We start from the raw sequence: 14851 nt of genomic DNA, 5'->3' as shown, positions 1-14851 counted from the left end.
TGCGGTACACAATTTTTAGGATAAAGGAGTATATAGCCATGACATGGAATTCCGCTGTTGATTTTTTTCTTGCTGATTTATTAAAACGTGGTCGTAAACCGTCCACCTTGAAGCAATACCGCTATGATCTGATCTTATTTGTTTCATGGATTCAAAAACGACTTCAATTGCCCCCAGAAGATGTTTTTCGCTCTTTTGATATAAATACATTGGAGCGCTACTTAAAATGGCTTAGAAAGGAACGTGAGGCTTCAATTTCTAATATGAAGCGTGTACGAGGCATTTTAATTAATTTTTTACAGTTTCATGGTGCCGCAGATCGTTTAAAAAGCGACGTTGCGCCTCCTGAGCTTACTTCTAAACACTTTGCATCCGATGAAGAGATAGAAAAGTTATTAGGCGTCATGCGCAGCTATAACGGATTGACGGAATACCAGGCGTCAGGAAGAAAGTTCATTATGAAACGTAATCTTTTATTGATTCATTTCATGTTACATTATGGGCTATCCATACAAGACATTATCACGCTCTCTATGCATGATGTTCACTTCGGAACAAATACCATCACGCCAGGAGGATTACATGCTTATAAACGCTCTATTACGCTATCCAAAGATGATGTAAAGCTTGCCCTATCCTATTACAAACTGATTCCAAGACTCATACGACCACGCCAGCAAACGGGAGATCCTTTCTTTGTTGCGTTCGATTTCGCTCCGCAAACGTTCCGCTGGGACTATGACAAAGATCAACCCGCTGCATTGACTAGAATCGCTGTCCAACGAATGCTACAAAAAGAAGTGAAACGCGCTGAAATTCGTGTAACCCCTACTATGTTGCGGAATCGATTCATTTTGAATTCTTTACAAAACGGTATGAAATCCATTGAAATTAAAGCGTATTTAGGCTTAAAAAGCGTTGAGGCGCTGCATAGATACATTCAGTTTTGGAATGAATTGCAAAGGAAAGATAACAGATTGAATATATAAAAGCCCTGGTATCTAAAACTGAAGTGACCCCCGAAAAGGGGACACCAATCAAAACACCTAAACCACTTGTTCCCTAAATTCTTTAGGGGATAGGTGGTTTAATTTTTCTTGAATTCGCACACAATTGTAGTAATGAATGTATTCTAGCACAATCTTTTGCACAGTTGTGTTGGATACTTTTGTTATCTCTTGTGAATAGAAGGCTTCACTTTTTAAATGACCAAAGAAGCTTTCCATGACGGCATTATCATGGCAATTTCCTCTCCGGGACATGCTGGTGATCATGCCGTTTTCTTTGGCATACGCTTGAAATTCTTTTGCTGTATAAATACTTCCTTGATCTGAGTGAAGAAGGACATCTTTTACTTTTCGCCCTCTCATTGCTTGTTTTAATGTCTTCATCGCTAATGTCAGTGTTTGTGATTCGCTGATGACACAACTAATAATTTCACGATTAAAGGCATCCATAATCGTTGATAAATACAAGGTACGCTCTCCAAATAAGAGATACGTCACATCCGTAAACCACTTTTCATTTGGTCTGGATGCATCGAATTGGCGCTCCAATCGATGAGGGGATACCATTGGCTCCGTACCATTGATATATTTCTTTTTCTTTCGACGTACTTTTGAAAGAATGTGATTTTGTCTCATGATTCGTAATACTTTTTTATGATTGACACACAGTCCCATTTTTCGAAGAGTAGCGGTCACTCTTCGATATCCATACCGGAATTTATGCCTAAGACAAACGTCCTTTACTTTCTCTTCTATACCATCTTTCAAATCTTCCGTTCGTTGTAACCAACGATAAAATGTGGAACGGGGTAATTCTAATACGTTACACAATTCTTTTACCGTTATTTTTGTTTTTACATTTTCCCATAAAGCAACTACAGTTTCTGGTTTCAGCCCCTTTCGATTTCCAGATACTTTCCCCATACAAGTAATTTTGTTTTTAGATGTTTATTTTCTAAACGTATCTGTTCTAATTCACTGAGCTCTTTTGGTCCTTTTCCATAAGAATATTGTTTTCCTACAGGTTGTTGAAAACGATACGTTTGATCTGTACGATACCATTTCATCCATGTCTTAATTTGGGAAACATTTTTAATTCCGAGTTTCTCCATAATTGTACGATTTGAGTAGCCGTCTTTCTTCATTTCAATCACTTTCCACTTTGTTTCTTCTGGGTAATGAACTCTTGTCTTCAAACGAAAAACACCTCCAATGAATTTGCATACTTAGTATGCGAATTCAGGAGGTGTTTTTTTCATGTACCACTATTCGGGTTCACTTCAAAATTTATTACAGAGTTTTTCACCAATTATTTATTGTTTTATATATCGAATACGAACATTATCGTCCATTTGATAAATTTGTAATGTGTTTCCATAACTAATTCCTAACTCTTCACTTGCACCAACTGCACCCACAAGTACCCCTTAAAATAATTTATTCTTAGTTGGTTTTACTACCGATACTCTTCGCTGCCTCTTCAAACAGTTTCGAACCTTCTTGTGCTTTACTTAGTGATTGATGCATTTTACTTTCGTCTTCTTGATCTAATGCATCAAATAGAAGTTGAAAACAATCCGCATATAGTTCCATCGACTGCTTTATCTTCGCCTGTTCTCCCTGTAACTCAGGAGGCGCTTGTAGATTCTTCAGTTTCGTTGCAGTTGCCTTTGCTCCACCTAAACTCAGTTGTACTTCACTTTTCTTTTGTTTGTATGATTTTACGTCTGAATCTGCTATTCCTTCAATTAATTTCATTGTATCTTCAATTTGAGTAGCACTATTTATGATATCTGCCTTGTACCTTTCAACATCTGAACCAGTTACCTTACCAGTTGAAGAACTAGAAGAAGTTGAATTATTTGAAGAAGAACTTGGTTGACTACTTGATGAGCTACTATTTGTACCTTCACCTTTCGCTACAGATAAGCTATCCTCTTTCTTGCTATCAGTTGACTTACTCTCTTTTTCAGAAGTCTTATTCTCTTTCTCTACCTTTTGCGTTTCTTCTTTCTTTGGTTCAGCTTTCTTACCATCAGTTTCAATTGTAATACAACCACTCAATAACATAACTGGTAGCGCTAAACTTACTAATTTCTTTGCTTTCATGATTACTAATACCCCTTTATTTGTAAAATGTAGTGCAAACAAGTTAATATACTTAACTAATAAATTTCCCTTGAATAATTTATTAAAATCTATTATCCATAGATTTCCTGCATATTCATAATATTTCCATATATAACATTTTACAAAGAATTACATATTTGGTCAAAGGGATTTATGTAGTCCTTAAAAGAAAATTTTAATCACAAAGAAAAGAAGCTAACAATAAATTGTTAACTTCTCAGCTTAAGGAAAAATAGTATCTTTCCTTATCTTCTAATATCTAGGTTGTGATTGAATATTTGTAAGGTGAACATCATACATATCAATGATTTCAAGAAATCTATCAGCTTCACGGAAAACATGGTCTGCTAATAATGGATGAATGATACTCTTTATTTTACATTGCTCAATTAAATCACGTGCTGTTTTCTTAAAATCCCGAAGAGATGCAACCGACACGCGATTTTGATCTAAAAATTGATCTAAAAGAGGAGCTGTTTGGGATTGTGGTTTCATAGATTCTAAGTCAATTGCTTGATACATCAATTCATCAAAATCATTGCTAAAATTTCGTGCTGTATCTACAAGCTTTCTTTCCGATGGATCAAGAAGATGACCAATAAATTTAGCATGGTCTGCCATAATCCGTAAAAAGAAAACATTTTCTTTAATAATAGCATCAGGAAGCGCATCTAATTTACCTTCATTTAATTGTATTAAACGTTTTCTAAAATAATCAGCTTCCCTACTTGTATGGTCAACTAAAAGTGGAAAGTTATTTTGTCCTGGCAATTTACATGTGAGAATTAATCCTAAAATTTTTCGTTTAAATCCCCAAATATTAGTTGCGGCTTGTTGTACTTCTGCATTAAATCTTTTTATTTGCTCAGGATCTGTTTCATTTGTATAGGAATGCGCTATTTGTTCAATATGTTCAAACAATCGATAAAATTGATTCGCCTCTTCGATTAATTGCGTATCCTCGCATCTAAACCCTAAGCGAAGAAAAAGAGAATGCTCTTTCATGATTCTAGACCAAAAACGAATTTCATTTAATGAACGCTCAACAAACATTACAGATGTAACACCTGTATCAGGATGTAATGAAGTTTCATCCCTATGCATTGTTAATCCCCCCCCAGTAAAATCCCCACTAGTTCCATTCTTATGAGTAAAAATATATATAAATACCATTAATAAAAGTTTATGATGACTCTCTTATACATGTAAAATTAAACTAATATAACCTTAGCTTGATGAACATATACTGCTCCCGCAGAAGAAAAAAAGCTACCACCTAGATGTAAAATCCTACTAGGTGGTAGCCTTTCAAAATTTTTATTAAAGCAATACCGAATCTTTATCACTATCCTGATTACGTTTCTCGCGTTCTTCTTCTAAGCGCTTCATATATACTTCGCCTTCTTTTTCAATAAACTCATTATCCATATCTTGCTCTTTTTTCGAAGTATATAAAACCATGTAGCCACTTAGTACAATCCCGACAATTACAAGATACACCCACCATGGTAAAGTTTCCAAATCACTTCATTCCTTTCCTTAGACAAGCCTTATTAGTTTCACTTTATGAGGAAAGAAGTGGATTTATGCTTAAAATTTTTATTGTGGATGCTTCGCGAAAAACGCTTGTACATATTCCATAAACTCGATTGGTTCCTGACGAAACGGTGCGTGGTATCCTTTTTCAATAATATGAAACGTACTATTTGCAAATAGCCCATGATACAGTTCACCATTTTTCCAAGAAACACTCTTATCATGTCGTCCCCATATAATTAGAGTTGGCACCTTAATTTTATCAGCTTCCATCGCAATGCGGCGCTCTCTCATTTTCGTAAGCTGATCATAATGCTCTTTATCATCACGACTATTTTTCACTTCATTTTTATTATACTTCGTAATCTCAGTTACAGTTTGTAAGTCCGTCGATAGCGGCGGCACTTCATAACTGTCTTTTTGCTGGAAAGACTCTATCCCTGTAGCATCCGCCAAGATGAGATGCGTCACTGCATCCGGATATAAATACGCTAAATTAAGGGACATCTCTCCGCCCATTGAATGGCCGAGCACTGCAAACTGATCGTATCCGAGCTTCTTCATTAACTTATAATATAAATTCACTTGCGCAGGAAACGAATACTGAAAATCAACTGGCTTAGAAGAACGCCCAAACCCTAAAATATCAACCGCAATAATCGTATGGTCTCGCGCTAGTTCCGGATAAATATCACTAAACCCATCAGAAGAACCACCAAACCCATGCAGCATAAGTAAAGGAGGTTTCCCCTCACCAATTTGTTTAAAATAAATCGTCTGCCCATCAATTTGCGCCATACTCTCTTTCGTATTCAGCTTCATCATAACAGTATCTTTCACTTCTCCAACCTTCGCAATCGGCTTATCGACGAAATTACAAACAATTAACAAAACGAGCACAATACCGCTAATCATATAAAACTTAAACCTTTTCAAAGTTCCCGTCTCCTTTCTCTTGTTGCTATTTAAAAGTTTTTACATTTTTTGGTTATTTTATGTTCTCTTTTTAATTGTAACTAAAACAGTTACAATTATACTAAAAAAATATAACTCACTTCTATTACTAATGGTTATTCTGTAACTATTATAGTTACATATTTAAAGTAAGTCAATTCTTTTCTCTACATGGCCTGAAAATAGAAAAAGGGACTTCATGTTGAAGTCCCTTTCTTTGTTACTATAGTTGGCTTACTCCGCCGCCGTCGCCTCTATTATCTGCTGGTGCTCCGCCTGTGTCACCTCTAGTATAGTCCGGTTTTACTGGCGCTCCACCCGTGTCTCCTCTATTGAAACTAGCATAGTCTGGTTTTACTGGTGCTCCACCAGTATCTCCTTTATTGAAGCTAACATAGTCTGGCCTTGCTGGTGCTCCGCCTGTCTCTCCTATATTTAATGCTTGATTTGTAAACGCACTGTTAACTCCAATTGATAACGCGCCTACTAGCGCAATCCCTAACATTCCAAAGTGAATCTTTTTCATTATTTTAGCGCCCCTTTTTTTAATAATTTTTTCTGAGCTTTATGACTCATGTAAAAATAATAACTTGCTTTATTGTGATTCTCTTCTTTATAAAACCTTAGAGCTAACATTTCAGCGTATTCCTGTATACACTCCCATAGCTCTTCTTTTTCAAAATAAGTAATACCTTCTAAAACTACTTGCTCTAAGCTTAATGTAGGTGATTTTTCGTTTACGCTTTTCAAAATCATAAAACGATATTGAAACTCTTCCTTATTTAATTCTTTACAAATATCCAAACCTTTTTCAACCAGATCTGCTACCAATTGATATTGCCCTAATTTATAACATTCACGCGCTTCAACAAATAGCGCTTTAAAAAATTTCGGCTGTTTTTTTGTAACTTCGGATGCATGGCGAACTGCAAGTTCCGATAAATCTTGACTAGCATACAAAAAGGCTAAATTATGACGCACCATTAAAATATATTTTTCATAATTTACCTTTTGGAAAATATCCATAGCAGCATTAAAGCTTTCTTCCGCGAGTTCATAATTTTTCAAATCTACACAACACAGACCAAAAGCATTTTCACATAGCGCTATATTTATTTCGCAACCTATATGTTTTTTAAACTCTTCTTTCGCTTTTCTCAAATAATCAATTGCATTAACTTGTTGATATGTCTGATAGTAAAAATTACCCATACGATAATCAAACTCTGCATTTTCTAAAGAGTTCGAAACGTATTTCAGTAGTTCATTTGCTTTTTCATAACTTTCCTTTGCATCGCTATATTTAGACATTGAAGTACAATATATTCCTTTAAAAAAGTGATAATAATATGCTAAAAACCCTTTAGTTGGAATTTCAAAAGATTCTATTCTCTCAAAACTATTTTCTTTTATATTCAACCAATCCGTCAGCATTTTATATCTAAAATCTAATAAGGTAAAATACAAAGATAACTCCTGATCCACATCCAACCCACTAATCTTACTTTCAATCTCCTCTTTCATTTCCATAGCCTTCTCTATATTTTGCTGCAACATTACACGATACCAATCATCTAAAGAATGTTTCATTTGCTCCCGCGTTACTACATCTGCTCCCATACACTCGCATCCCCTTTTCTCCAAAATTACAAAATTAGGATTTTTATACAATTATCAAAATTGTATATTACCACTCCTTTTCTATGTATTGAAAAATAATTATCAGAAAATTTAATATTTTAATTAATTATACCAAAGTTTTCCTTTTTAATAACTTGAGAAATAATTGTCAGAAAACTTACTAAGATAAATAAAAAAGCAAGCAGTTCCAGCACTCCGCTAAAACTACTTGCTCTCCTACTTACTATCTCTATTTTTACTCTTTAATAAATTCCTTCGTACTTCTCACTGTATCAATTGGACGAACTAATTTTTCAATTTCTTCACGTTTTGGCTCTAGGAATGGAGGTAAAGATAATTTTTCGCCAAGTGTTTCGTATGGCTCATCTCCCATAAATCCTGGGCCGTCTGTTGCAAATTCAAATAAAATTTGTGGTGCAACTCTTGCATATAATGATTCAAAGAAATGACGATCTACATAACCAGATGAAGGAAGTCCAACCCTACTGATTCTCTCAATCCATTCTTCTAATACAGCGCGATCTTCTACGCGGAATGCAGCATGGTGAACCGTACCAAAACCTTGTTGTGCTTCAGGAAGAACCGTATTATGTTCTACGATGACAGATGCACCGTTTCCACCTTTATTCACTTCAAATAAATAGAATTCTCCTTCTTGCGCAACCTCTTTAAATAATAAAACTTTTTCTAACACTTCTTTGAAGAAACTAAAGTTTGCGATACGAATGAATACAGGTCCTAAACCAGTAATTGCGTATTCTAATGGTACTGGTCCGTTTTGCCATGGTGTACCTGATTCGATTCCTTTATCAAGTTCATCTGAGATTAATTGATAGTGTTGATCATCAAAGTCAACGAAAGAAAGAGTTTTCTTACCAAATTGCTCTTTAATTCCTGTATGTTCTACTTCAAGACGATCAAAACGTTTCACCCAATACTCTAATGCTGCATCAGTCGGAACACGGAATGAAGTTTTTGAAATTTCATTTGTACCGTGTACACCTTTCGGAACACCTGGGAAATCAAAGAATGTCATATCTGTTCCTGCACTACCTTTATCATCTGCAAAGAATAAATGATACGTTTGAATATCATCTTGGTTTACTGTTTTCTTAACTAAACGCATTCCTAAAACGTGAGTGAAAAACTCATAGTTTTTTTCTGCACTACTTGTAATCGCTGTAACGTGGTGAATTCCTTTTAATTGGTTCATTTTATATTCCTCCAATGTTTTTTAATTTATATTTTCTCTCCTATTACTTCTCTTCAATAGGTGCTAAATTCGCTTCAATTTCTGCTCGCTGATCTTCTAAGAACGGTGGTAAATCAAGTTTTTCTCCTAAATGTTCCACATCTCCATCAACTGTAAATCCTGGTCCATCTGTCGCAATTTCAAAAAGGATTCCGTTTGATTCACGGAAATATAAGCTTTTAAAGTAGAAACGGTCGATGATTCCTGAAGAATGGAAGCCTTTTTTTATTACCTGTTCTTCCCAATAAGCTAGCTCTGCATCGTTCTTTACACGAATTGCTAAATGGTGAATGCTACCGCGGCCCGGCTTTTCAGTAGGACCATCTAAATATTTCACAACGATTTCTCCAAAAGCCTCTCCTTTAATGGACTGAAAAATTGCTTCCTCTTCGCTGCGGCTAACCTCTGTATAACCAAACATCTCTGTAAGTGTACTCGCCATTTTATCAAGTCTACGCACTGTCATTTCTACAGAACCCATTCCTTGAATTTGATGCTTTGCAGGAACTTCTGATTTCTCCCAAGTTTCCCAGTGCTCTACTTTTTCCCCGTTTGAAACGAGTAGTACTAAGCGAAGACCTTCAACATCCTCAAATTGTAAAGCAGGACGATTTGCATATGTTGTCATTTCACTATGTTTCACATCAAATTTCTCAAATCGTTCTTTCCAGTAATGTAAGCTTTCCTCTGAAGGAACGAGTAATCCAATTCGAGTAATCGCATTTGTACCGCGATATGTTCTTCCTACTAATGGAATTTCAAAAAATGATAACTCTGTACCCGGACTTCCTGTTTTATCTCCGTAAAATAAATGGTACATTGACGGATCATCTTGGTTTACTGTCATTTTCACACGACGTAATCCAAGCACATTTTTATAAAAGTGATTATTTTCATTTGCATTTTTCGTAACCATTGAAATATGATGATGCCCTTTAATTTTATACATTTGTAATTCCTCCGCTTCGTTTTACTAGTCAAGTGATGATAAAAAAATAATATGCTTTTTAGCTTTTCAATTTATTCTCATTATGTTTTTGTAAATTCATCTTAGTTTTTACTGTATAAGTTACTTTGTTTTTTAATCGAAAACAACTGAGTGTATGTTTTTCATATGGCTCAATTGCTTTCGTTACTATCACTTTACAACTCAAGTGATTAAAAAGCAAGTATTTTATCTCAAATTCGAGATATTTTTTATAAAGTCTTATGTACTTCCTATAAAAACAGCTGTGCAGAAATAATATAGTTGTTTAAAAATCCTTATTCCACGAACAGAGCAGGTTCGTGGAATCTATGGTAATTAGGTTTGGCTGGGAATTTTGTCGATGATATTAAAAAAGACACCGAAGTGTCTTTTTTTTCAAATTAAGCATACCGATAAATTAAAATTTAATTACTTAACATTATGCTTATCTTGGGAGCGAGGTATTTTATCGGTGAGTGTATACAAACCATGTAATGCTTGCTGTTAATAATGCTGACGAAATCAAAGCTGTAAGAACACTATATGTTTGCCACATAAGTATTGTTGACCAATCGAAAGCGCAGCACAGTATACCCAGAGCAATCGTAGCGATCAGGAAAATAACTGTTACGGTTATTCTCTTTTTTGTCATTGGCTGTCGCTCATTCGTTCTCCTTCTGCGTAATCCTAAGAGAAATAGCAAAACGGCCAATAGGCAAAAAATAATTGTGATAGACGACAAAATGATATCCAAAAGCTGTGTGCCGCTTATTTCATATGACTGAGTTAGATTGCCTTCTAATATATCTTTAACTTTTAGTACCATGTTTATATTGGTATTTGTGCCGTTGCTCAGCAAGGAGACGGCTGTTCGTTCATTTGGCAGTATGACTACTTCGGTTCTGAAATTTGGATTGCCCCCAGTGTGTTCTATAATCGTTTGTTCGGCATTTACGGACCAACCTGCCGCATAATACATACCGTTGACAGCCGAAACAGACATATCACCCCTATGTGATTTTTCGATAACCCTGTGAAATATTTCGGGTATGTCCTGCACGATACCCATCTGTATGCCCAGCCAACGAGCCATATCTTTTGTATTAGAAATGATGTAGCCTGCGGGTTTATTCCCAGCATAATCCGGAGCTTTAAATGGAGTTGTCATAAAAAAGGAAGAACGGTAGCCCTGTGCCAACTGTCCAGTAGCTTGAGCATCTTCTTTATAAACATACGTCTGGTGAAGACCTAGCGGCTGAAATACCTGTTCCTTCATAAAGTCTTCATAGCTTTGTCGCGACACAATCTCAATAACCAAACCCAATACGTCATAATTAACGGTTCCATAGTTATACTGTTCACCGGGAGGGAACGCCAATTCAGCATCAACGAGCATTTCCACAGTCTTTTGCAACATATCCGGTGTATTGCCTTGTGGAATATTTTGAAGATGCCTAATATTTGTTAGACCACTGGTATGGTGAAGAAAGTTATTTAGTGTAAGACTTTGCATATCAACAGGTTTCCCTTGATACTTTAATGTAAACCAAGGTAAATATTTTTGGACAGGGTCAGTCATTGAGAGCAGCCCTTGCTCTTCCAATAGCATAATACCCATACCGGTAAAAGCTTTACTGACCGAGGCTAACTCATAGAGTGTATTTTCACTTGCAGACAACCCCTTTTCACGGTCTGCATACCCTGAAGAAAAGTAGAACACTTCATCATCAGCAAGTATTGAGATTGACATTCCCGGCACACCTGATATACGACAGGCATCATCTAGCAACGCTTGTATTGCCGCAGATTGCGAATCTGACAACGCATAACTTTGTGTTGCGAATCCTGAGAATAATATAAATATCGTTAATACAAAAACAATAATCTTTTTCATAAACTCTCCCTTTTGGAAAATTATAAGAAAATAATATAAATAACCTCCTTTTACAACTACGAAACTAATTTTAATGTATCTTTCTATTCACCTGTATAATATCAAATGATTGCGAATAGTTACACTTGAACGAACAGATGGATGTAATTTGAAACAACTTTAAAGAGCCTTGCTACGTAGAATGTAGTAAGGCTCTTAGCTTTTTAATAATCAAAATTCAATAACTTTATTATCATTATACAACAGCCTCACTAAGCATATTAACACTTAATGAGGCCACTTTATTCACACTATTAATTATGGAACGACGGCTTATAGAACGAACGATTTTAATCTAGTTCCAGATAATAAACGATAAAAAGATTAAAACGTTTAAACAGCAAGCTTTACGTTTCGTTCACATTTTTTCTTTATTGATAAAAACCGTTAGAAAAAGAAAAATTTGTGGGCGAAATGTGGGCAAAAATAATAAATACGACAAAAGAGCACAGCGTGTATATACGGTGCTACCAACACTGTATATACCGTCCACCTGATTAGGCCAGGTAAACACTTGCTATACTCTCATGACATATTGTACATCATGTAGGGTTTCTTAAGCAACGTTTGCCAAATTGGTGACGTTGCTTTTTTGTTCATCAAAGGAGCCGATATAATGAAAAACCGTATTGATGTTATAGCAAGTGAAGAGTCATTTCGTAACTTATCACCATTTATAGAATTAGAAGAACTAAACAAAACTGTACGTGCATACAGAGACACTATCCGTATGTCTATTAAGCGTACAGATGTAAAATCTAAACTCATTACATTACTTGAAATTTTAAAGCGCCACAGCTGCAAATATGTAGGTGTTAGTTTCCTGTGCAAAAACAGAATAGCTGAAAAAATGGAAGTTTCATATAAAACTGTACAACGTTTAATGAAGAAACTTGTGGATCTAGAGATGATTAAACAGGTGGCAATGAAACGTAAAAAAGATATGCTTCAAACTTCTAACGCTATTATTATTCAACCTATTGTGGAAGAAGTGGCCAACAAGACACAAGGTGAACGTCCTACAAAGTGTCCTGCCATTAAAACAAAACCTGTTTCCTTAAAACAAAATATAAACAAACGTAATAGTAATGAGAATAGCAATATTTCAGAAGAAAACATTAAAGACGCTAATTTCGTAGCACATTGGGTGCCAGAACGTTTTATTTCTTTAGTCAACTCTTTTTACAGTGAATCTAAAACAATTCAAGAACTGTGGAAGGTCGTAAGACAGTGTAATAAAGTTACAAACTTCTCTACAGGTGATAAAGCATTTACTAAAGACCAGGAACTTACTATTGGCTTAAAAGCTATTAAAGAGTTTGTTATGAAAATTAAATCTGGAGTAAAAATGAAGAAGGGTAAATTCGCTTATTTCAATGGAATTGTAAATAACTTAATGGATAAGTTTTATTTTGATCATACTTTCATGACAATTTAACATTAAATCTAACTCCGTATAACCAGATATTGTAACCTTCTAATGCGAACAAGCATACATTGCACTATCTACAAAAAAGGAAGTGATTACAATTAAAAAACTTATTGCCATAACACTATCACTGGGGTTATCAATTTTTTCATTTGGCTCTTCTCTACATGTTCAAGCTGCTACTAAGTCATCTGTCAAAGATTCCATCATGCATTCACTTGAGCGAAATACTAATTTTAAACAAAACGAAGTCCTTGTAAAGTTCAAAGATTTTAATAACCTCGAAAACTTAAAACAACTACAAAATCATTTTTCATTTGAGGTGCAAAATACTTTTCCGCTAACTCAAATACAATTAATCAAATTTCATACAGACATTAACATGAAAGAACTTATACAAACACTAAATAAATCACCTAATATTGAATATGCTGAACCTAATTATATCGTATCTCCTGCAGCCAGTTCTAATGATGGTTATTATAACTCTTTGTGGGGATTAAAAAATATTGGTCAAAGTATCCAAGGTAGTGTGGGGTCACCTAATATCGACATTAATGTAGAAGAGGCTTGGACTAAAACAGAAGGATCCTCAAATATAACTATCGGTATTATCGACACAGGGATTGATATTAATCACCCTGATTTAAAAAATAACATTTGGAAAAATCCAGATGAGATACCTGGTGATGGCATTGATAATGACAATAATGGTTATATTGATGATATCTACGGCTGGGATTTTGTAAATAACAATAATAGTGTATATGACGGAACAGGAGATTCCCATGGTACACATGTCGCTGGGACAATCGCAGCTGTAAAAAATAATACCATTGGTGTTGCGGGTGTCGCACCACAAGTCAAAGTAATGTCACTGAAATTTTTAGGTACCAATGGTGGGACTATTTCAAATGCTATTAAAGCCATTGAATATGCTAAAAATAAGGGTGTTAAAATCACCAATAACTCCTGGGGAGGTGGCGGATTTAGTCAAGCCCTCTACGATGCCATTCAACAATCCAACTCACTCTTCATTGCAGCTTCAGGAAATAATGGAACCAACGCAGATCAAACACCTATGTACCCTGCCGCATACAGCCTTTCCAACATTCTCTCTGTCGCTTCCATTACCAACAAAGGCTCTTTATCTTCTTTTTCAAATTACGGAAAAACTTCCGTAGATGTGGCAGCACCAGGCACTGATATCTTAAGCACACTTCCAAATAACTCCTATGGATTTTATTCTGGAACTTCCATGGCAACTCCTCATGTGTCTGGTGTAGCAGCATTGATTCAATCTGCCTACCCTTCCTATAGCCCTACCGAAATTAAAAACAAAATAATGAATAATACCTCGCCTCTTTCAACATTAACGAATAAAGTCTTAACAGGCGGTTTAATTAATGCTGGAAAAGCTCTTCAAACATACCAACCTATCTCTTATGAATCCGAGCCTAATAATGATATTGCCAGTGCAAACTCTCTACCTTTCAATAGGTCTCTTAATGGTTCTTTAAATCAAAATGATGCACAGGACATATTTAAAATAGATGTTCCTTCAAAAATGGATCTTTCAATTTCTGTACAAAACAAAAACAACATTGGATTAAGTTGGATTCTTGTTCATGCTTCTTCTCCCTCCGTATATGTATCCTATCCATCTACTAGTAATAACAATATCCTTGCAAGTACCTACACCGCTGAAAAAGGAACGTATTATCTCATTATTTATAATTATGATTCTCGACCTGGACAATATGAAACTCTAATCAAATAAACTTTTCTAAATTATGACAAAAACATCAAAAAATATAGATGAAACTGACTTCTGGATGTAATCAGAGAAACGCTTACAATTTCCTCCTTAAATTGGTATATTTACTTAATTTACAGGGCGATTGTATAAAGGTTGTTGAATCTATATGTTAGAGACTTCCATTTATTGAACAAAATGATTAATCCTATATTGAAGACATTATCTAAATAAAATACCATGTTG

Annotated in this window: 13 protein-coding genes; 3 read left to right on the top strand and 10 right to left on the bottom strand. The window is 35.2% G+C overall.

Features of this window, described 5'->3' with window-relative positions:
* Positions 1–38: 38 nt before the first annotated feature.
* On the top strand, positions 39–989 hold the full coding sequence (locus tag F3I02_RS09230) for a tyrosine-type recombinase/integrase (protein ID WP_196477468.1): 951 nt from the start codon (positions 39–41) through the stop codon (positions 987–989).
* Between the two features lie 57 nt (positions 990–1046).
* Here the strand turns inward: F3I02_RS09230 and F3I02_RS09225 are convergent.
* The 10 genes from F3I02_RS09225 to F3I02_RS09180 all read right to left on the bottom strand — a co-directional run bounded on the left by F3I02_RS09225 (position 1047) and on the right by F3I02_RS09180 (position 11381).
* Positions 1047–2203, bottom strand: a protein-coding gene (locus tag F3I02_RS09225) for an IS3 family transposase (RefSeq protein ID WP_196477871.1) whose coding sequence is annotated in 2 segments (ribosomal slippage) — positions 1047–1951 and positions 1951–2203 — 1158 coding nt in all. Because the reading frame shifts where the segments join, the coding sequence is not laid out codon by codon here.
* A gap of 247 nt (positions 2204–2450) precedes the next feature.
* Entirely contained in the window at positions 2451–3116 is a 666-nt protein-coding gene (locus F3I02_RS09220; protein WP_000644835.1) for a DUF7018 domain-containing (lipo)protein, read from the bottom strand.
* 273 nt (positions 3117–3389) lie between these two features.
* Positions 3390–4241, bottom strand: a complete 852-nt coding sequence (locus F3I02_RS09215; protein ID WP_000554486.1) for a DUF2935 domain-containing protein — start codon at positions 4239–4241, stop codon at positions 3390–3392.
* A gap of 216 nt (positions 4242–4457) precedes the next feature.
* The gene (locus F3I02_RS09210; RefSeq protein WP_000449223.1) at positions 4458–4658 is read right to left on the bottom strand and encodes a sporulation YhaL family protein; all 201 of its coding nucleotides are present in this window, start codon (positions 4656–4658) and stop codon (positions 4458–4460) included.
* A 78-nt stretch (positions 4659–4736) separates the two neighbouring features.
* A complete protein-coding gene (locus F3I02_RS09205) occupies positions 4737–5609 on the bottom strand; it encodes an alpha/beta fold hydrolase (protein ID WP_000819478.1) in 873 nt (290 codons plus the stop codon).
* Positions 5610–5850: 241 nt separating this feature from the next.
* Positions 5851–6153: a Phr family secreted Rap phosphatase inhibitor gene (locus F3I02_RS09200; RefSeq protein ID WP_196477870.1), complete on the bottom strand. Its 303-nt coding sequence runs from the start codon at positions 6151–6153 to the stop codon at positions 5851–5853.
* Entirely contained in the window at positions 6153–7247 is a 1095-nt protein-coding gene (locus F3I02_RS09195; RefSeq protein ID WP_196477869.1) for a response regulator aspartate phosphatase, read from the bottom strand. Before F3I02_RS09195 ends, F3I02_RS09200 begins: the two co-directional genes overlap by 1 nt.
* Before the next feature lie 256 nt (positions 7248–7503).
* The gene (locus F3I02_RS09190) at positions 7504–8481 is read right to left on the bottom strand and encodes a ring-cleaving dioxygenase (RefSeq protein WP_196477868.1); all 978 of its coding nucleotides are present in this window, start codon (positions 8479–8481) and stop codon (positions 7504–7506) included.
* 43 nt (positions 8482–8524) lie between these two features.
* On the bottom strand, positions 8525–9469 hold the full coding sequence (locus tag F3I02_RS09185; protein ID WP_000276680.1) for a ring-cleaving dioxygenase: 945 nt from the start codon (positions 9467–9469) through the stop codon (positions 8525–8527).
* A gap of 484 nt (positions 9470–9953) precedes the next feature.
* Positions 9954–11381: a serine hydrolase domain-containing protein gene (locus tag F3I02_RS09180; protein WP_196477867.1), complete on the bottom strand. Its 1428-nt coding sequence runs from the start codon at positions 11379–11381 to the stop codon at positions 9954–9956.
* 655 nt (positions 11382–12036) lie between these two features.
* Between F3I02_RS09180 and F3I02_RS09175 the strand changes: the two genes are divergently transcribed.
* Positions 12037–12858, top strand: coding sequence for a helix-turn-helix domain-containing protein (locus F3I02_RS09175; protein WP_230876787.1), 822 nt, complete (start codon positions 12037–12039; stop codon positions 12856–12858).
* An 82-nt stretch (positions 12859–12940) separates the two neighbouring features.
* The gene (locus F3I02_RS09170) at positions 12941–14629 is read left to right on the top strand and encodes a S8 family peptidase (protein WP_196477866.1); all 1689 of its coding nucleotides are present in this window, start codon (positions 12941–12943) and stop codon (positions 14627–14629) included.
* The last annotated feature ends 222 nt before the right edge of the window (positions 14630–14851 follow it).

The organism is Bacillus sp. SRB3LM, assembly GCF_015712745.1.
Classification (GTDB): Bacteria; Bacillota; Bacilli; order Bacillales; family Bacillaceae_G; genus Bacillus_A; species Bacillus_A thuringiensis_K.
This window is presented reverse-complemented; position numbering and strand designations above follow the sequence as displayed.